Source organism: Streptomyces sp. NPDC002463, assembly GCF_042889835.1.
Lineage (GTDB): Bacteria > Actinomycetota > Actinomycetes > Streptomycetales > Streptomycetaceae > Streptomyces > Streptomyces nymphaeiformis.
Genome location: NZ_JBIARL010000013.1, coordinates 198238 through 217999, shown reverse-complemented (window position 1 = coordinate 217999; position 19762 = coordinate 198238). Strand labels below are relative to the sequence as shown.

Here is a 19762-nt window from a genome sequence, read left to right as displayed (position 1 = left end):
CGGAACGTTCCGTCGGCAGGCGCTTGCCGTCGACCGATACCCTTGACACGTGACCGACGCCCAAGAGACCGCAGCAGACACAGCACTGCGCACCACCGGGGGCGGCCCCCCGGACGACGATGTCCCTGCGAATGGGCTTCCGATCCCGTTGCTGGAGCCCCGCGAGGGGATTCCGCCCGTCGTCGAGACCGACGAGGCCCTCGCCGCGGTGATCGCCGCGTTCGCCGCCGGAAGCGGTCCCGTGGCCGTGGACGCCGAGCGCGCCTCCGGCTACCGCTACGGCCAGCGCGCCTACCTCGTCCAGCTCCGCCGCGAGGGCGCGGGCTCCGCGCTCATCGACCCCGTCGGCTGTCCCGACCTGTCGGGGCTCGGCGAGGCGCTCACCGGGACCGAGTGGATCCTGCACGCCGCGACCCAGGACCTCCCGTGCCTGCGCGACATAGGCATGCTCCCCACCTCGCTCTTCGACACCGAGCTGGCCGGTCGCCTCGCGGGCTTCCCGCGGGTCGGCCTCGGCGCGATGGTCGAGTCCGTCCTCGGCTACGCCCTGGAGAAGGGCCACTCCGCGGTGGACTGGTCGACCCGCCCGCTGCCCGATCCGTGGCTGCGGTACGCGGCGCTCGACGTGGAGCTCCTCGTCGACCTGCGCGACGCGCTGGAGAAGGAGCTCGACCGGCAGGGCAAGCTGGAGTGGGCCCACCAGGAGTTCGACGCGATCGCCTCGGCCCCGCCGGCCCCGCCGCGCAAGGACCCGTGGCGCCGCACCTCCGGCATGCACAAGGTGCGCCGCCGCCGTCAGATGGCGGTCGTACGGGAGCTGTGGACGGCCCGTGACAAGGTCGCCCAGCGGCGCGACGTCTCCCCCGGCAAGGTGCTGAGCGACGCGGCGATCGTGGAGGCGGCGCTCGCGGTCCCCCTGAACGTGGGCGCGCTCACCGCGCTGCCCGGTTTCGGCAACCGCATGGGCCGCCGCCAGCTGGAGCAGTGGCAGGCCGCGGTGGACCGCGCCAGGGCCCTCCCGGAGAGCGAGCTTCCCCAGCCGGGCCAGCAGGTCGCGGGCCCGCCCCCGCCGCGCGCCTGGGCGGACAAGGACCCGGTCGCCGCGGCCCGCCTCGCGGCGGCCCGCACGGCGGTCTCGGCGCGCGCGGAGGAGCTGCACCTCCCCCAGGAGAACCTGATCACGCCGGACACCGTGCGCCGGATCTGCTGGGAGCCGCCGGCCCCGGGCACCCCGGACGTGGTCGCGGCCGCGCTGAGCGGCTACGGCGCCCGTCCGTGGCAGGTCGACCTGGTGACCCCGCTGCTCGTGAAGGCGCTGTCGGCGAAGGCGTGACCGGACGGGAAGAGCCCCCGGCGCCCCTCGGGGCGCCGGGGGCTCTTCGCTAGGGCGCCGGGCTGAGGTTGCCGGCGGTGTCCATGTCGAAGACCCCGTTGGTCTTGCCGTCGACCTTGAGGTGCTTCAGCCAGTGCTTCGAGAGCTCGTGCACGTTCCCGTGCTGCATCTCCCACGGCACGGAATGCCCCGCGCAGGCCAGCTTGACCATCAGCTTGTGGGAGCCCGTGACCGCCTTGTAGAGCTCGGGGACGGAGAAGTCGAGTTCCGGGTTGGTGCTGGTCGTGTTCGCCTGCTTGTCGTACTCCCCGTAGACGATCAGTACGGGCACGCTTCCGCCGAGCACCCCGTCCTGCTTCGCGGTGGTCTCGTTCCACCCCCATCGGGTGAAGCTCCTGAAGCGGCTGAGCCCGTCGATGCCTCCCCAGACGCTGCCGACCGGGTCGCTCTTCAGCAGCGCGTCCCAGACCACGTCGACGATGCCGTCCTCGCGCTGACCCTCGCAGTGCAGTTCGCCGCCCCAGCCGCCCGGGGAAGACAGTCCGGCCTTCGTGCTGAGGTTGGTCGGGAATCCCGGCACCGGCAGCGTGGCCGGCGGAGTCGAGCTGCCCTTGGGCGGGAAGATCGGCGCCAGCAGGAAAAGGCTCTCGACCTTGCCGGGGTTCTTGACCGCGTACGGCCCCATCCAGAACGCGGCGGCGGACCAGCCGATGAAGGCGACCTTGTCCGCCTCGCACAGCTCGCGGATGAACTCCACGACGGTGTGCAGCTCGCCCCAGTCGCTGTACGAGTCGTTCAGCTGGTACGGGTAGTGCGGCGGGCCCGGGACGAATCCCGGCGGCCTCGGCGTCAGCAGATTCTGCTGGGCGGGGTTGACGTTGCGGGGGTCGTCCATCTGGGGTCGCGCCGAGAGGCCGGAGCCCTGGAGGTCCATCATGAAGACGTCGTAGCCGGCCTGCGCCAGCGCCCCGGCCCAGCTGTAGTCCTTGTACCGGAGGTCGAAGCCCGGGAGCACCGGGACGCTCCGGCCGTGGAGCATGAGGACCGGCTTGCGCTTCTGTCCGGGGGGCGTGCCGTTGCGCTCCCGTACGAAGAGCTCGACCTCCTCGTCCTTGTTCGCGGGGACGGTGGACGTGTGCCAGACCCAGTGATCGGTGGTGATGACCTTCGCCATGGGAATCCTTTCCGTGTGGGGGTCCGGGGCCGCGCGGCCCCGGCCCGGCCAGCGTGTTCCGGGCGGGTGCCGGGCGCCACGGCAGGGCCGCCGCCCTGGGCCCATCGGGTTGCGGGTCCGTCCCAACGGAGGGGCGCGCGGAGGGGGCGCGCGCGGTGGTGCGGGATGTGACCTTCACCGCTTGGCCCTCAGGGGGTGGGCAGCTTGGTTACCCGCAAGTAGCATGGGGGGAGCAAGCGCGCGCTTAGGCGTGGGCCGCAGCAGCAGTGCCATCCCGCACCCTGGAGGAGAGCCATCGTGCCTCGTACCGTCAGGGACGTCGTCTTCGTCGACGGCGTCCGCACCCCGTTCGGCAAGGCGGGCCCGAAGGGCATCTACCACGAGACCCGCGCCGACGACCTCGTCGTGAAGGCCATCCGGGAGCTGCTGCGCCGCAACCCGGCCCTCGACCCGGCGAAGATCGACGAGGTCGCCATCGCCGCGACCACGCAGATCGGCGACCAGGGCCTGACCCTCGGCCGCACGGCGGGCATCCTCGCCGGCCTGCCGCAGTCGGTCCCGGGCTACTCCATCGACCGTATGTGCGCCGGCGCGCTGACCGCCGTGACGACGACGGCCGGTTCGATCGCCTTCGGCGCGTACGACGCCGTCATCGCCGGTGGCGTCGAGCACATGGGCCGCCACCCCATGGGCGAGGGCGTCGACCCGAACCCGCGGTTCGTCAGCGAGAAGCTGGTCGACGAGTCCGCCCTCTTCATGGGCATGACCGCCGAGAACCTGCACGACCGCTACCCGAGCATCACCAAGCAGCGCGCCGACGAGTACGCCGTGCGCTCGCAGGAGAAGGCCGCCAAGGCGTACGCCGACGGCAAGATCCAGCAGGACCTGGTGCCGATCTCGGTCCGCCGCACCGACGCCTCCACCGGCGAGACCGGCTGGGGCCTGGTCACCGCCGACGAGCCGATGCGCCCGGGCACCACCCTGGAGTCGCTGGCGAACCTGAAGACGCCGTTCCGCGTCCACGGCAACGTCACCGCGGGCAACGCGGCCGGCCTGAACGACGGCGCCACCGCCTCGATCATCGCCTCCGAGGACTTCGCCCGCGAGAACAACCTCCCGGTCAAGATGCGCCTCGTCTCGTACGCCTTCGCCGGCGTCGAGCCGGAGGTCATGGGCTACGGCCCGATCCCGGCCACCGAGAAGGCCCTCGCCCAGGCCGGCCTGTCCATCGAGGACATCGGCCTCTTCGAGATCAACGAGGCCTTCGCGGTCCAGGTCCTCGCGTTCCTGGAGCACTACGGCATCGCCGACGACGACGCCCGCGTCAACCAGTACGGCGGCGCGATCGCGTACGGCCACCCGCTCGCCTCCTCCGGCGTCCGTCTGATGACGCAGCTGGCCCGCCAGTTCGAGGAGAACCCGCAGGTCCGCTACGGCCTCAACACGATGTGCGTCGGCTTCGGCATGGGCGCGACGGTCATCTGGGAAAACCCCCACTGGGAGGGCAAGTGAGCACCACCGCCGAGCTTCTGAAGGGCGCCGCCGAGCTCTTCCCGGACGAGGTCGTCACCTCGGCCCACGTACGGCACTTCGAACTCCCCGCGGGTGCGGGCCGGTTCGCGCTGATCACGCTGGACAACGGCTTCGACCACACCAAGCCGACCACCTTCGGCCCGCAGTCCCTCGCCAACCTGAACACGGCGATCGACCAGGTCGAGGCCGAGGCCGCGAACGGTGAGATCGTCGGCGTCGGCATCACCGGCAAGCCGTTCATCTTCGCCGTCGGCGCCGACCTCAAGGGCGTCGAGCTGCTGAAGAAGCACGACGAGGCGCTCGCCATCGGCAAGGGCGGCCACGACGTCTTCAAGCGTCTGTCCGCGCTCGCCGTGCCGACCTTCGCGTACTACAACGGCGCGGCCATGGGCGGCGGCGTCGAGGTCGGTCTGCACTGCACCTACCGCACCGTGTCGAAGGCCCTCCCGGCCTTCTCGCTGCCCGAGGTCTTCCTCGGTCTCGTCCCGGGCTGGGGCGGCTGCGCGATCCTGCCGAACCTGATCGGCGCCGAGAAGGCCGTCTCGGTCATCATCGAGAACTCGCTGAACCAGAACCGTCAGCTCAAGGGCAAGCAGGTCTTCGAGCTCGGCATCGCCGACGCGATCTTCGAGGGCGCGGACTTCCTGGAGCAGTCGCTGATCTGGACGGCGTCCGTCCTGAACGGCTCCGTGACCGTCGAGCGTCCCGAGGTCGACCGCGGCGAGGCCTGGGACCAGGCCGTCGCCAAGGGCCGTCTCGTCGCCGACTCCAAGGTGCACGGCGCCGCCCCCGCCGCCTACCGCGCCCTCGACATCATCGAGGCCGCCAAGGACGGCGACCTGCAGAAGGGCTTCGACGCCGAGGACCAGGCCCTCGCCGACCTGATCATGGGCGGCGAGCTGCGCTCCGGCATCTACGCCTTCAACCTGGTGCAGAAGCGCGGCAAGCGCCCCGCCGGCGCCCCGGACAAGTCGCTGGCCCGCCCGGTCACCAAGGTCGGTGTCGTCGGCGCCGGTCTGATGGCCTCCCAGCTGGCCCTGCTCTTCCTGCGCCGCCTCGAGGTGCCGGTCGTCCTGACCGACATCGACCAGGAGCGCGTCGACAAGGGTGTGGGCTACGTCCACGCCGAGATCGAGAAGCTGCTCGGCAAGGGCCGGATCAACCAGGACAAGGCCAACCGTCTCAAGGGCCTGGTCTCCGGTGTCCTGGACAAGGCCGCCGGCTTCGCGGACGCGGACTTCATCATCGAGGCCGTGTTCGAGGAGATGTCCGTCAAGCAGAAGGTGTTCGCGGAGGTCGAGGCGGTCGCCCCGGCGCACGCGATCCTCGCCACCAACACCTCCTCGCTGTCCGTCTCGGAGATGGCCTCCAAGCTCCAGCACCCGGAGCGCGTGGTCGGCTTCCACTTCTTCAACCCGGTCGCGATCCTCCCGCTCCTGGAGATCGTCCGCGGCGAGAAGACGGACGACGCCTCGCTGGCCACCGCGTTCGGTGTCGCCAAGAAGCTGAAGAAGACCGCGGTCCTCACCAAGGACGCCCCGGCGTTCGTCGTGAACCGCATCCTCACCCGCTTCATGGGCGAGATCCAGAACATCATCGACGAGGGCACCCCGGTGGCCGTGGCGGAGAAGGCGGTCGAGCCGCTCGGCCTGCCGATGTCGCCGCTGGTCCTCCTGGAGCTCGTCGGCCCGGCCATCGGTCTGCACGTCTCCGAGACCCTGAACCGCTCCTTCCCCGAGCGCTTCAAGGTCTCCCCCAACCTGAAGGCCGTCGTCGAGGCCGGCAAGCGCGGCTTCTACGTCTACAACGCGGAGAACGGCTTCAAGCCGGAGCTCGACCCCGAGGTCGCCGCGCTCCTGAAGCAGGGCGACGTCGTCCTGACCGAGGAGCAGGCCCGCGACCGCGTCCTGGACGCGGTGGCGCAGGAGATCGGCCTGATGCTGGAGGAGGGTGTCGTCGCCGAGGCGCAGGACATCGACCTCTGCCTGATCACCGGTGCGGGCTGGCCCTTCCACCTGGGCGGCATCACGCCGTACCTGGACCGTGAGGGCGTCTCCGAGCGCGTCAACGGCAAGCGTTTCCTCGCCCAGGGCGTGGCGAGCGTCCCGGCGTAACGCCTCATGCGAAAGGCCCCGGCACCTTCCCAGGTGCCGGGGCCTTCTCGTGTACGTGGCGAGGCCTTTCGCGTCCGCGACAAGGCCTTTCGCCCACGTGCCGGGCCGGGCCGGGCCGGCCTCAGCCTATGGAGCGCCATCCTTCGAGCAGCAGCCCTTCGGCGCCCACCTTCTGACGGGTGGTGACCGGCGTGCGCCCGTCGGCCACCGTCATCGCGACCAGGCCGCCGTCGAGGCCGCGGGTCAGCACGGCGTTCAGGCTGCCGTGCCGCTCCCCCGTCTCCGACCAGTTCAGGCCTGCCGACTCCTGCTCGCTGGGATAGGCGGCGAGGGCGAGCCGGCCGTCCTCGGACTGCTGGGCGAGGACCGTGCAGTCGAAGCCGTCGATGAGGCAGCGGGTGACGGACGGTCGGCCGGTGCCGGCCGCCTTGCCCAGCGGCGTCGGCTCCAGGGAGCGCTCCGGCGACCAGGCGGTGACCTGGCCCTCCTGGTCGAGGTAGAAGAGCGTCACGTGCCCGGAGGGACCGGTCACGGCCGCGAGGGTGCCCATGGTCACGGAGGCGGGCAGGATCTCCTCGCGGACCGGCTTCGCCCCCGCCTCGCGCTGCACGTAGCGGGCGAGGCCGGTGGCGTGCGAGGTGTACAGCTCGACCATGCCCACGCCGTTGGTGACGGCGACCGGCGAGGGGTCGGTCCTCGAACCCTTCAGGTCCCACCAGGGGTGCCAGCCGCCCGCGTCCTTCTGGGCGCGGCAGCTGATGCCGCCGCCCCCGTTCCGTACGAAGGCGTAGACGCGGCCCTGGGCGTCCACGGCGACCGCGGGGTTGCCCATCCAGGGCCCCTTGCCGTTGGAGTGCCCCAGGGAGCGCCAGGGGGCCGCAGGGCGGCCCGTCTGGAACTGGACGGCGTGCACCAGCTCGACGTGCCCCTCGTCGCCGCCCGTGGGCCGCAGTCCGACGAGGTGGACGTAGCGGTCGGCGCCCTGGCCGACCGCGAGGAAGGAGGTCAGTCCGTCGCCGCCGAGGGAGACGGGGCCGCTCCATCCGCCGCGGGGCTCCTCGGTCCAGCGCACCACCTCGCCGTCCCGGGGCAGGTAGGCGCTGAACCGGCCCTCCTCCCCTCTGGTCAGCCAGCCGCCCTGGAGCACGGGGGCGGCGGGTCCGTGGGAACGGTCGTCGGTGGCCTGGGATCGATTCGCCATGGGGGGATCCAGCACTCCGGTCGTCGGGAGGAGTTCGGGTACGAACCGACTTTAGTCGCCCTCCCGGACGGTCTCCGACCCCCGGGGATCAGTACCGGGCGTCCCGTCCCACCTGTCCGAGCCGGCTGTGACGGCGCCCGTACAGGAAGTACACGAAGAAGCCGATCACCATCCAGACGGCGAACCGGAACCAGGTCTCCCCGGGCAGGTTGAGCATGAGCCAGACCGAGGCCGCGACGGAGATGATCGGGAGGACCGGCACCCAGGGGGTACGGAAGGACCGGTGCAGGTCGGGGCGGGTGCGGCGGAGGATGATGACGCCGATGGCGACCATGACGAAGGCGAAGAGGGTACCGATGTTCACCAGGGTCGCGAGCTCGTTGATGCTGGTGAAGCCGGCGACGACGGCGATGATCCCGCCGAGCAGGATGGTCGGCCGGTACGGGGTCTTGAACTTCGGGTGCGTGATGGAGAAGAAGCGCGGCAGCAGGCCGTCGCGGCTCATCGCGAAGAAGACGCGGGTCTGGCCGAGGAGCAGGATCAGACAGACCGTGGTGAGGCCGACGGCGGCGCCGAAGCTGATCACGCCCGCGTACCACGGGTGTCCCGCCGCCTTGAAGGCGTCGGCGAGCGGGGCGCTGGTGGACAGCTCGGTGTACTTCTGCATGCCGGTGACGACGAGGGCGACGGCCACGTACAGCACGGTGCAGATGAAGAGCGAGCCGAGGATGCCCCGGGGCATGTCCCGCTGCGGCAGCTTGGTCTCCTCGGCGGCGGTGGCCACCACGTCGAAGCCGATGAAGGCGAAGAAGACGACGGAGGCGGCGGTGAAGATGCCCATGACGCCGAAGTTCGTCGGCTCGTAGCCGAAGATCAACTGGACCATCGGCTCGGTCCAGCCGGAGCCGCCGCCGGGCGGGGTGACGGCCGGCGGGATGAAGGGGTGGTAGTTGTCGCCGACGATGAAGAACAGACCGGCGACGATCACGATCATCACCACGGTCACCTTGATCGCGACGACGACCGCGGTGATCCGCGCGGAGAGCTTCATGCCGAGGACGAGGACCGCGGTCAGCACGAGGACGAGGAGGAACGCCAGGATGTCGAAGGTGCCGCCCGCGGCGTCCGGGCCTTCGAGCGAGGCCGGCAGGTGCCAGCCGATGTTGTCCATCAGGGATCTGACGTACCCGGACCAGCCGACGGCGACCACCGCCGTGCCGAGGGCGAACTCCAGGACCAGGTCCCAGCCGATGATCCAGGCGGGCAGCTCGCCGATCGAGGCGTACGCGAAGGTGTACGCCGATCCCGCCACCGGCACCGTCGAGGCGAACTCGGCGTAGCACAGGGCGGCGAGGGCGCAGACGATGCCGGCCGCGACGAAGGCGAGGGCGGTGGCCGGGCCCGCGTTCTCCTTGGCCACCTTGCCGGTGAGGACGAAGATGCCGGTGCCGATGATGACGCCGACACCGAACACCGTCAGGTCCCAGGCCGACAGGGACTTCTTGAGCGCGTGCTCCGGCTCCTCCGTGTCACGGATCGACTGCTCGACCGATTTGGTACGGAACATTCCGGTATTGGCGCGTGGCTGCTGGTCCGTACTCACGTCCACCTCCCTGCCGTCTCGCTGGCGTCTGCCCTGCCATGGGGCTGCCCGCCATAGGGTCAGAATGCACGCGAAAGGGCCGGTCGGCACTCCGAAGAGTGAGCCGACCGGCCCAAAGGTGACGCCGGGTGACGGCGGTCCGTCAGTCGCGCACGGGCTCCACGGCCTTGGCGCTGCTCTCGAACCGTCCGTCGAGCCGCGAGACCAGGCCGGTGACCTGGCGCGCGATGTCCGGGGCGGTCAGCCCGATCTCGGCCAGGACCTCGCCGCGGGAGGCGTGGTCGAGGAAGCGCGGCGGGATGCCGAAGTCACGCAGCGGCACGTCCACACCGGCGTCGCGCAGCGCCTGGGAGACCGCGGAGCCGACACCGCCGACGCGGCTGTTGTCCTCGACGGTGACGACGACCCGGTGCTGCTCGGCGAGCGGGGCGAGGGCCTCGTCGACGGGCTTGACCCAGCGGGGGTCGACGACCGTGGTGGAGATGCCCTGCCGGTCCAGGAGGTCGGCGATCTCCAGGCACATGGGCGCCAGGGCGCCCACGGAGACCAGGAGGACGTCCGGCTCGTCGCTGCCGGCCTCGCGGAGCACGTCCATGCCACCGACCCGGCGCAGGGCCGGGACGGCGGGGCCGACCGCGCCCTTGGAGAAGCGGACCACGGTGGGGGCGTCGGTCACCTCGACGGCCTCGCGCAGCTGGGCGCGGACCTGGTCGGCGTCGCGCGGGGCGGCGAGCCGCAGGCCGGGCACGACCTGGAGGATCGACATGTCCCACATGCCGTTGTGGGAGGCGCCGTCGGTGCCGGTGACACCGGCCCGGTCCAGGACGAAGGTGACGCCGCACTTGTGCAGGGCCACGTCCATCAGGACCTGGTCGAAGGCCCGGTTGAGGAAGGTCGCGTAGACCGCGAAGACCGGGTGGAGGCCGCCGGTGGCGAGGCCGGCCGCGGAGACCGCGCCGTGCTGCTCGGCGATGCCGACGTCGAAGACCCGCTCGGGGAAGGCCTTGGCGAACTTGTCGAGACCGACGGGCTGGAGCATGGCCGCCGTGATGGCGACGATGTCCTCGCGCTCCTTGCCGAGCGCCACCATCTCCTCGCCGAAGACCGAGGTCCAGTCGGCGCCCGAGGAGGCGATGGGCAGGCCGGTGTCGGGGTGGATCTTGCCGACGGCGTGGAAGCGGTCCGCCTCGTCCTGGAGGGCGGGCTGGTAGCCGCGGCCCTTCTCGGTGAGGCAGTGGACGATGACCGGGCCGCCGAAGCGCTTGGCGCGCGTGAGCGCGGACTCCAGGGCCTCGATGTCGTGGCCGTCGATGGGGCCGACGTACTTCAGGCCGAGGTCCTCGAACATGCCCTGTGGGGCGATGAAGTCCTTGAGGCCCTTCTTGGCGCCGTGCAGGGTCTCGTAGAGCGGCTTCCCGACGACCGGGGTGCGCTCCAGGATGTCCTTGCCGCGGGCGAGGAAGCGCTCGTAGCCGTCGGTGGTGCGCAGGGTGGCCAGGTGGTTGGCGAGGCCGCCGATGGTGGGCGCGTACGAGCGCTCGTTGTCGTTGACGACGATGACGAGCGGGCGGTCCTTGGCGGCGGCGATGTTGTTCAGCGCCTCCCAGGCCATGCCGCCGGTCAGGGCGCCGTCGCCGATGACCGCGACGACGTGGTCGTCCTTCTTCAGGACCTCGTTCGCCTTGGCCAGGCCGTCGGCCCAGCCGAGGACGGTGGAGGCGTGCGAGTTCTCGATGACGTCGTGCTCGGACTCGGCCTGCGAGGGGTAGCCGGACAGGCCGCCCTTCATCTTGAGCTTCGAGAAGTCCTGGCGCCCGGTGAGGAGCTTGTGGACGTAGCTCTGGTGGCCGGTGTCCCAGAGGACCTTGTCCTTCGGGGAGTCGAACACCCGGTGCAGGGCGATGGTCAGCTCGACCACACCGAGGTTGGGGCCGAGGTGCCCGCCGGTCTTGGAGACGGCGTCCACGAGGAACGTCCTGATCTCGTCGGCCAGCTGGTCCAGCTGCTCCGGGGAGAGCCGGTCCAGATCTCGCGGTCCCCTGATACGGGTCAGCAGAGCCACCCGTTCCTCCTTGCTTTGAGCTGGTCGAGCTTGCCGATTTGTCGAGTCTAATGTTCCGTCTTGGATCGTGGGCATCGGGCCATGGGGTGAGGCGTCACCCGCACGGCCGACAAGCCGCTGATCTGTACGGCTCCGCACGCGTGCGCGTGCTGGTCGGGCGTACCGCTCCGGACGCGCCGCAGCCCGGCACCGGTTTCCCGGTGCCGGGCTGATGTGACGGGTGTTACGCGCGGCCGGCGGTCTTCTGCGTGCGGCGGGAGACCGAGTCGATGATCACGGCGATCAGCAGGACCGCTCCGGTGATCATGTACTGGATCGCGTTCGAGGACAGGTTCATCTGGTTGAGGCCCTGGACGATCGACTGGATGACCAGGATGCCCAGGAGCGCCGACCAGACCTTGCCGCGTCCGCCGAACAGGGACGTGCCGCCGATGACCGCGGCGGCGATGCACATCATCAGCTGGTTGCCGCCGCCGAGGGAGCGGTCGGCGCCGCCGGTCGCGGAGGCGAGGAAGAGACCGCCGACGGCGCCCAGCGTGCCGGAGATCATGAAGACCGAGATCCGGATCCAGTCCACGCTGATGCCGGCGCGGCGGGCGGCCTCGATGCCGCCGCCGACCGCGAAGACCTGGCGGCCGTACGTGGTGCGGCGCAGGACGAAGTCGGTGGCGAGCAGGATCACCAGGAAGATCACCAGGGAGAGCGGCAGGCCCTTCTCCTGGTTGAAGCCGTACGCGGCGACGAGGACGAGGACCGCCAGGACGGCGGTGCGCAGGATGATCTCGCTCTGCGGGCGGTGCGGCAGCTCGGCGGCCTTGCGGCGGCGGGAGTCGCGCAGCTGGGCGAGGTAGAAGCCGGCGATGACGGCCACGGCGAGGCCGTAGGCGGCGGCGACGTCGGAGAAGTAGTACTTGGTGAGGTCCTCGACGAAGCTGCCGATCGGGGTCGGGATGGTCGACCGGTCGCCCATCACCCAGGTCTGCAGTCCGGCCCAGCCGAGGAAGCCGGCGAGGGTGACGACGAAGGCGGGCACGCCGATCTTGGCGAAGACCACGCCGTGGAAGGCGCCGATCAGGGTGCCGGACAGGATGCCGAGGAGGATGGCGAGGCCGTCGGGCATGTCGGTGCCGAGCACGCCCCAGACCGAGCCGGCCAGACCCGCCACGGAGCCGACGGCGAGGTCGATCTCGCCGAGCAGCAGGACGAAGACGATGCCGACGGCCATGATGCCGGGGCCGACCGCGTACAGCGTGATCTGGTCGAGGTTGTACGAGGTGATGAAGTTGCCGGTGAGGGCCTGGAAGACGATGCCGATGACGATCAGGCCGACGACGACGGGCAGCGAGCCGATCTCGCCCGAGCGGATCTTGCGCTTGAACTCGTCGACGTACCCCTTGAAGCCCTGCTCGCGGACGAGCAGGCGGGGGTCGACGGCGGGGACCGCGGCGGCGGCCGGCGCCTCCTCGCCCGTACGGGGCTCGGGCACGGTCTCCTCGGAGGTGCTGGGGGTCGTGCTCACTTCGCTACCTCCGCGTTGCGGGCCTGACGGCGGGTCACGGCGTTGTCCGTGGCACCGGTGATCGCGGCGATGATCTCTTCGTGCGTGGTGGTGGCCACCGGGAAGGTGCCGTTGTTGCGGCCCAGGCGGAGCACGGCCACGGTGTCGGCGACGGCCTTCACGTCGGCCATGTTGTGGCTGATGAGGATGACGCCGAGGCCCTGCTCGCGCAGCCGCTCGACCAGGTCGAGGACCTGCGCGGTCTGCTCGACGCCGAGCGCGGCGGTGGGCTCGTCCAGGATCACGATCTTGGGGTTGCCGACCAGGGCGCGGGCGATGGCCACGACCTGCCGCTGACCGCCGGAGAGGGCGGCGACGGGGATGCGGACGCTGGGGATGCGGATGGAGAGCGTGGAGAGCAGGTCCTTGGCCCGCTTCTCCATGGCGACCTCGTCGAGGACGCCGCCCTTCTTGATCTCGCGGCCGAGGAACAGGTTGGCGACGACGTCGAGGTTGTCGCAGAGCGCGAGATCCTGGTAGACGGTCGCGACACCGAGGTTCTGGGAGTCGTGCGGGCGCTGGATCTCGACGCGCTCACCCTCCCACTCGATGACGCCCTCGTCGATGGGGTGCACGCCGGCGATCGTCTTGACCAGCGTGGACTTTCCCGCTCCGTTGTCGCCGACGAGCGCGACGACCTCTCCTGCGTGGACTTCGAGATCGACACCGGAGAGGACCTGGACCGCTCCGAATCGCTTGAAGATCCCGCGCAACGCCAGCACGGGCGTCTGGGACACGTGAACCAACTCCTTCGCCGCCCGAGGGGGGCGACGGCATGTCGCGCCGTCGTGCGGCGCCGAAGTTTCGAGGGGGGCTGGGCTCGTCCGGCCCCCGGACCGACAGCGGGGTCTGGGTCGGCCGGGGGCCGGACGGGCTCTGGGGACGGATCCGGGCGTCGTACGCCGCCTTGTTACCGGGGGTCTTCACCCTCTGTACTCGGGGCGGCGGCGCCCGCTTCGGGGGCGCTGGGGCCGGATCCGCGCCGCCGGGCCTCTACGGGCCCGGCGGGTTCGGGCGGTGCTACTTGATGCCCAGCGCGGTGCACTTGGCGGCGAGGTCCGCCGTGCAGAGGTCGGCGACCTTGTAGATGCCGTCCTTGACGACCGTGGTCTGGATGTTGGTCTTGTCGACCACCACCGGGGCGAAGAGCGTGGAGGGGACGCCGTCGGTCGCGCCCTGGGCGCCGAGGTCCTTGCCCTTGAGCAGGTTCACCGCGAACTTGGCGGCCTCGGGGGCCAGCTGGAGCGGCGACTTGTAGATGGTGAAGGTCTGGGTGCCGGCGATGATGCGCTGGACGCCCGCGACCTCGGCGTCCTGGCCGCCCACCGGGATGCCCTTGACGCCGGCGTTCTCGAGGGAGGTGATGATGCCGCCGGCCATGCCGTCGTTGGCCGAGTAGACGGCGCCGATCTTGTCCTTGCCGACCGAGGAGATCGCGGCGGACATCTTCTCGCCCGCGACCTTCGGGTCCCACTCGCCGGAGGCCTCGTAGGCGATCTTGCCGACCTTGCCGTCGAGCGCGGTGTGGGCGCCCTTCTTGAACAGGGCGGCGTTCGGGTCCTTCTCGTCGCCGTTGATCATCACGACGTTGGCGGTGGCGGCCTTCGCGCCGAGCGCGGTCAGCAGGGCCTGGCCCTGGAGCTCGCCGACCTTGTTGTTGTCGTGGCTGACGTAGGCGTCGGCACCCGGGACGGCGCGGTCGTACGCGACGACCTTGACGCCCTTGGCCTTGGCGTCCTTGACCCAGCCCTCGGCCTTGGCGGCGTCGACCGGGTCGAGCGCGATGACCTTGACGCCGTCGGCGATGAGCTGGTCGAACTGCTGCTTCTGCTTCACGACGTCGGAGACGGCGTTGTTGTAGACGATCTCGCAGTCGGAGCAGGCGGCCTTGACGGCCTTCTCGAACTGGGGCTTGTCCAGGGCCTCGTAGCGCGAGGTCTTGTTCTCCGGCAGGAGCAGGCCGATCTTGGTCGAGCTGCCCTTGTCACCGCTGTCGTCGCCACCGGCCTGGCCGCAGGCGGCGAGCGAGAGGGCCATCGAGACCGCGGCCGTGGCTATGACGGCACGACGCGTCACTGCGTTCATGTGGGGTTGCCTCCCTGACGAGGCCGCGACGGTGCGGCCGAGGTGCCACGAAGTCAACTCGGCCGCAACGTTGTCGTCAAGAAGTAAATTCTTAACGAGATGACAACGGTGGTGTTCGTTCTCTAAGTGAAGGCAAGACGGGAGGTCGGCGCCGCAGAGGGCAGCGCACTCTCCAACAGGGTCGAATCGCCCATTTCGCTCAGCACGAGAGCGAGGGCGCCGAGCACCTCCGCGCGCCCGCCGAGGGCCCCCTGGGCCAGCGAGAGCTGCCGGGCGGCGCTGGGGATCGCGTACCGCGAGACGGAGTCCCTGATGGGCGCGAGGACCAGCTCACCGGCCTCGGCGAGGGTGCCGCCGAGCACCACCCGGCTGGGGTTGAGGAGGTTGCAGAGGTTGGCGATGCCGCTGCCGATGTGCCGTCCGACGTCGGCGATCACCCGGCGGCAGCCGGGGTCGCCCTCCCGGGCCAGCTGGACGACCCGTTCCATCGTCAGATCGGGGCCGTGGCTCGGCTGGAGCAGCGGCAGCACGTACCGCGCGGCGGTGAAGGTCTCGAGGCAGCCGCGGTTGCCGCAGCGGCAGACGGGTCCGGACTCGTCCAGGGTGATGTGCCCGATCTCCCCGGCGGTGCCTCCGGGCCCCCGGTAGACCCGCCCGTCGATGACGAGTCCGGCGCCGACGCCGCTGGCCACCTTGATGTAGGCCAGGTCCTTGACGCCCCGGCCGCTGCCCCAGACGAGCTCGCCGAGCGCGCCGAGGTTGGCGTCGTTGTCGACGTGCACGGGGACGCCGAGCCGGCCGGAGAGCTCGTCGGCCGGGTTGATGCCGCTCCAGCCCGGCAGGATCGAGGTCGAGCCGAGGGTCCCGGAGGAGACGTCGATCGGTCCCGGCACGCCGAGGCCGACGCCGATCACCTTGTCGTAGCCGATGCCGGTGGCCCGGATCAGCCGCTTGACCAGCTGTTCCGCGCGGTCGAAGCCCTCGGCGGCGGAGGCGTCCACGTCGAGCGGCTCGGCCTCCTCGGCGAGCACCTGGTGGGCGAGGTTGCCGACGGCGACCCGGAGGTGGGTGTGGCCGAAGTCCACGCCGATCACGATGCCGGCGTCGCCGGAGAGGGAGACGCTGCGGGCCCTGCGGCCCCCCGCGGAGGTGGGCGTGACCTCGACGGTGCCGCCGTCCTTCAGCTCCCGGACGATGTTGGAGACCGTGGCGGCGGAGAGGCCCGTCGCCCGGGCGATCTCCGCCTGGGTGAGCGAGCCGGCCATGCGTACCGCCCGGACGACCCGTTCGAGATTGGCCCTGTGCAGAGAGGTCTGCGACCCCGGAGTCTCCATCGACTCTCTCACTCCCACCGTTTTCTCCAACATGTGAACTCTAAGGGGACGCTTTCGGCTTGGTCCCCGTCAAGACCTTGAGTATCCGGCGGCGAGTGTCACACGACGTCCGGAGCCCCCGGCGCGGGTGCGCCGGGGGCTCCGGAGGAAGGGTCCGCGGGGCTACTTCACGGCGCCCGCGGTGAGGCCCGCGACCACCTGCCGCTGGAAGACGATGTACGCGGCGAGGACCGGGAGCATCGCCATCACGAGGCCGGCGAAGAGGCCGGACCAGTCACCCTTGTAGCCCTGGCTGACGGCCAGCTGGACGAGGCCCTGCGAGAGCACCTTCTTCTCCGGCTCGGTGTTGAGCACCGTGGGCAGCAGGTACTGGTTCCACTGGCCGAGGAAGTTGAAGATGCCGACGCTGATGAGGCCGGGCCTGGCCATCGGCAGCATCACCTGGAAGAAGGTCCGGGTGTGCGAGGCCCCGTCCACGAAGGCCGCCTCCGCCACCGAGGTCGGCAGGGTGCGGAAGAAGGCCGTGAGGAAGAAGACGGTGAACGGCAGCGAGTACGCGATGTAGACCAGGATCAGGCCGTGCAGCGTGTTGAGCAGGGCCATGTTCTGGAGCACGTAGAAGAGCGGCACGAGCGCCAGGATGACCGGGAAGCTCATCCCTCCGATGAAGAGGAAGTAGATGAAGCGGTTGCCCGGGAAGTCGAAGCGGGCCAGGACGTAGGCCGCCATCGAGCCGAGGAGCAGCGTGCCGACGAGCGAGCCGCCGACCACCAGCAGGGTGTTCAGGAAGTAGTCGCTCATGTGCGCCTGGGTCCAGGCGCGCGACCAGTTCTCGAAGTGCAGCTTGTCGGGCAGCGACCACGGGGAGGTGAAGATCGACTTGTCGTCCTTGAAGGAGGTCATGACCGCCCAGAGCAGCGGCATGACGACCATGATCGCCCAGATGATCAGGACGCCGTGCGAGAAGACGTTGAGGGTCGCGCCCTCGGCCTTGGCGGTCCTGCGCGCGGCGGGCGTCGCGATCTTGGTGACCGTGGGGCCGGGGCCGGCCGGGGAGCCGGGGGTCCCGACGCCGGTGGTGGCAGTGTCGGTCGTCTTCATCAGAACTCCAGCCGCTCGCGCCGGCCCACCTTCATCACGACGGCCGCGAAGGCCAGCGTGACGACGAGGAGCGCGACACCGATGGTCGTTGCGTAGGCGGCCTGACCGTCCCGGAACGCCTTCTGGTACACGTACAGCGGAAGGACGACGGTGGAGAAGTCGGGTCCGCCGCCGTTGGGGCCGACGGTCATGATCTGGACGACGGCGAAGGATTCCGCGCCGAGCGCGAGGATGCCCATGTAGATCCAGCCGGACTGCACGGTGTCCCAGAGCAGCGGCATGGTGATCTTGAAGAAGGTGGTGAAGCGGTTCGCGCCGTCGAGCAGGGCCGCCTCGTAGAAGTCCCTCGGAATGGACGCCATGCCGGCCGAGAAGAGGACGACGAAGAATCCGACGGTGGACCAGACGAGGACGACCATCACGCAGATGAGGGCGAGGTCCGGATCACCGAGCCAGTCCGGCTGGACGGAGCCGAGGCCGACGCCCTTCAATACGGAATTGATGGCTCCGCTGTTCGGGTTGTACGCGAACTGGAAGAGCAGCGCGACGATCGCGATCGACAGCACCTGAGGGAAGAAATAGACGATCTTGTAGAACGAGGAACCGCGCACGCCCGCGATCGCCGCGCCCCTGCGGCGCCGACCGCCGACATTGAGCATGAAGGCGAAGAAAAGCGCGAGTCCCACGGTCACCAGCGGCAGCACCACCGCGAAGGTCAGACTGTGCTGGAGCGATTTCCAGAAGACCTCGTCGTCCAGCATCCTGCTGTAGTTGTCGAATCCGACCATCCCGAATTCGGGACTCAGTCCGGTCCAGTCCGTGAACGAGTAGTAGATGGACTGGATGAACGGCCAGATGACGAACAGCACGTAGAGCGCGAGGGGGGCCGCCAGGAACCCCACGATGAAACGGTACTTGCCGTGTTGCATTCCTACCGACCCCGATCTTCCCGCGGAGACGCGCGCCGCTGGTGCCACGCGCCGCTGCTGCCGCGCGCCATGGGGCCGGGGCCCGCTCCCGGTCGGCGGGAAGGGGCCCCGGCACTGCTCACTGGTGCTTGTAGTGCTTGATCGAGGAGTCCTTGGCCGCCTCGTCGGCGTACTTCTGGATCTTCTTGATCGTCTCGGCCGGCGTCGCGCGGCCGGCCATCATCTCGCCGAGGCCGGCGACACCGATCTTCTCCTTCTGGAGGGCGACGTACCAGTCCTGGAGGCGCGGGTTGACCACGTTCTGGCCGGCCTTCTCCAGGGCGGCGACGCCGGACTTGAGGCCCGGGGTCAGCTCGATGCCGTCGGTGCCGCCGTTGAAGGCGGTCAGCGACTTCACGGACTGGGTGAAGTTCTTGGAGGAGGCCTCGCTGAGCATGATGCGCAGCTGCTCCAGGCCGCCCTCCAGGTTCTTCGCCTTCGCCGGGACGATGAAGGGCTCGCCGCCGGAGGCCCAGATGGTGCCGAAGGGCATCTTGTCGGAGGAGTCGATGCCGGTCGGGGCGGAGACGGCCAGGTTGAAGTCGGCCGGCATGGTCTTCGCGGCCTCGTTCTCGACCCAGGAGCCGTTCGGGATGAACAGCGCCTTGCCCTCGGTCCAGGCGGTCTGCGACTGGATGTGGTCGAGGCCGGGGGTGCCCTTGAGGATGTAGCCCTTCTTGACCAGCTCGTAGTACGCCTCGAAACAGGTCTTGACGGCGGGGTGCTCCCAGGCCTTCGGCTCCAGGTTGTCGATCGCGTCGAGGACCTCGCGGCCGCCGACCTTGCCGATCATCGGGTAGAGCGAGAAGGGGACGTAGTACGGGTACTTGCCGGCGTACGTCCAGCCGGCGATGCCCTTCTTCTTGGCCTTCTCGCAGACGGCCAGCATCTCGTCCCAGGTCTCGGGGTACTTCGCGTCGAGGGAGTCGAGCAGCTTCTGCGAGTACCAGACACCGTAGACCGTGTAGGCGTAGTACATGATCCACACCGGGTCGCCGTCGAACTGGCCCATCTCGACGATGCCGGGCCGCAGGGTGTCGCGGACCTTCTTGCTCGGGTCGTCGATGGACGGCGCGTCGAGCAGCGGGGTGAGGTCCGCCAGCTGCTTCTGGCCGACGAGGACGCCCATGTCCATCTGCTCGGCGCCCGAGTTGTCGATGAGGTCCGGCGGGGTGCCGCCGTTGAAGCGCGGCTGCAGCGTGGTGGTGATCTTCTGGGTCGGCGTGAACTTGACGCTCGCCTTGGGGTAATTCGTCTCGTAGACCTTGATCGCGTCCTTGGCGTACTGCTGTCCGAATCCGCCGTCGAAGAGGACGAAATCGAGCGGGGCCGACGCATTCACCCCGAGCGGGTTCTTGTCGGACTTCGTGCCCTTCTCGACCTTCTCGTTACCACCGTCACCGCTGCTCGCGCAGGCGGACAGGAAGCCCATGGTCGGTACGGAGATCAGACCGATAGCGGCGGAACGCTTGATCAGATCGCGACGGCCGAGGCCCTCACCGTTGTGTGCGGAGGTGGATCCCATGCTCAAGTCCTCGCCTTCATTCAGGACTCAGGCGGTGTACCGGTCGCCCGTACTCACTCGCCACAGGCGAAGGGCCCCGCCACCGCGGTCATTTGCAGCCGGGTCGTGCACGCGTCGGGCCGTCGCCGGATTGCTCCGACTGGCTGGACGCCGACAGGTATAGTCCACTTC

Annotated in this window: 14 protein-coding genes; 3 read left to right on the top strand and 11 right to left on the bottom strand. The window is 69.8% G+C overall.

Features of this window, described 5'->3' with window-relative positions; translation table 11 throughout:
• Window positions 1-49 precede the first annotated feature (49 nt).
• Window positions 50-1333, top strand: a complete 1284-nt coding sequence (locus ACFYX3_RS26150; RefSeq protein ID WP_389017899.1) for an HRDC domain-containing protein — start codon at window positions 50-52, stop codon at window positions 1331-1333.
• Window positions 1334-1382: 49 nt separating this feature from the next.
• On the opposite strand, the gene ACFYX3_RS26145 is transcribed toward ACFYX3_RS26150, so the two are convergent.
• Window positions 1383-2507 carry an alpha/beta hydrolase gene (locus ACFYX3_RS26145; protein ID WP_389017896.1) on the bottom strand — a complete coding sequence of 375 codons (1125 nt, stop codon included), beginning with the start codon at window positions 2505-2507 and terminating at the stop codon, window positions 1383-1385.
• A 297-nt stretch (window positions 2508-2804) separates the two neighbouring features.
• Here ACFYX3_RS26145 and ACFYX3_RS26140 point away from each other — a divergent pair, with 297 nt between their 5' ends.
• Both ACFYX3_RS26140 and ACFYX3_RS26135 read left to right on the top strand, forming a co-directional pair.
• Complete coding sequence (locus ACFYX3_RS26140) at window positions 2805-4019, top strand: acetyl-CoA C-acyltransferase (RefSeq protein WP_116158311.1); 1215 nt, start codon at window positions 2805-2807, stop codon at window positions 4017-4019.
• The gene (locus ACFYX3_RS26135) at window positions 4016-6154 is read left to right on the top strand and encodes a 3-hydroxyacyl-CoA dehydrogenase NAD-binding domain-containing protein (protein WP_389017893.1); all 2139 of its coding nucleotides are present in this window, start codon (window positions 4016-4018) and stop codon (window positions 6152-6154) included. Before ACFYX3_RS26140 ends, ACFYX3_RS26135 begins: the two co-directional genes overlap by 4 nt.
• Before the next feature lie 121 nt (window positions 6155-6275).
• On the opposite strand, the gene ACFYX3_RS26130 is transcribed toward ACFYX3_RS26135, so the two are convergent.
• The 10 genes from ACFYX3_RS26130 to ngcE form a co-directional block, all read right to left on the bottom strand.
• On the bottom strand, window positions 6276-7355 hold the full coding sequence (locus ACFYX3_RS26130; protein WP_389017890.1) for a hypothetical protein: 1080 nt from the start codon (window positions 7353-7355) through the stop codon (window positions 6276-6278).
• Between the two features lie 88 nt (window positions 7356-7443).
• Window positions 7444-8922, bottom strand: a complete 1479-nt coding sequence (locus ACFYX3_RS26125; protein WP_389018104.1) for an amino acid permease — start codon at window positions 8920-8922, stop codon at window positions 7444-7446.
• Between the two features lie 178 nt (window positions 8923-9100).
• Window positions 9101-11020: a 1-deoxy-D-xylulose-5-phosphate synthase gene (dxs, locus tag ACFYX3_RS26120; protein WP_389017887.1), complete on the bottom strand. Its 1920-nt coding sequence runs from the start codon at window positions 11018-11020 to the stop codon at window positions 9101-9103.
• A gap of 223 nt (window positions 11021-11243) precedes the next feature.
• Complete coding sequence (locus ACFYX3_RS26115; RefSeq protein WP_389017884.1) at window positions 11244-12539, bottom strand: sugar ABC transporter permease; 1296 nt, start codon at window positions 12537-12539, stop codon at window positions 11244-11246.
• Complete coding sequence (locus ACFYX3_RS26110; protein ID WP_167352215.1) at window positions 12536-13324, bottom strand: ATP-binding cassette domain-containing protein; 789 nt, start codon at window positions 13322-13324, stop codon at window positions 12536-12538. Before ACFYX3_RS26110 ends, ACFYX3_RS26115 begins: the two co-directional genes overlap by 4 nt.
• Window positions 13325-13598: 274 nt before the next feature.
• A complete protein-coding gene (locus ACFYX3_RS26105; protein WP_389017880.1) occupies window positions 13599-14663 on the bottom strand; it encodes a sugar ABC transporter substrate-binding protein in 1065 nt (354 codons plus the stop codon).
• Window positions 14664-14785: 122 nt separating this feature from the next.
• Window positions 14786-15997, bottom strand: a complete 1212-nt coding sequence (locus tag ACFYX3_RS26100; protein WP_376594349.1) for an ROK family protein — start codon at window positions 15995-15997, stop codon at window positions 14786-14788.
• A gap of 162 nt (window positions 15998-16159) precedes the next feature.
• A complete protein-coding gene (locus ACFYX3_RS26095; RefSeq protein ID WP_389017876.1) occupies window positions 16160-17098 on the bottom strand; it encodes a carbohydrate ABC transporter permease in 939 nt (312 codons plus the stop codon).
• Entirely contained in the window at window positions 17098-18027 is a 930-nt protein-coding gene (locus ACFYX3_RS26090) for a carbohydrate ABC transporter permease (protein WP_389017873.1), read from the bottom strand. Before ACFYX3_RS26090 ends, ACFYX3_RS26095 begins: the two co-directional genes overlap by 1 nt.
• Window positions 18028-18145: 118 nt before the next feature.
• Window positions 18146-19591, bottom strand: coding sequence for an N-acetylglucosamine/diacetylchitobiose ABC transporter substrate-binding protein (gene ngcE / locus ACFYX3_RS26085; RefSeq protein WP_352024257.1), 1446 nt, complete (start codon window positions 19589-19591; stop codon window positions 18146-18148).
• Between the last annotated feature and the right edge of the window lie 171 nt (window positions 19592-19762).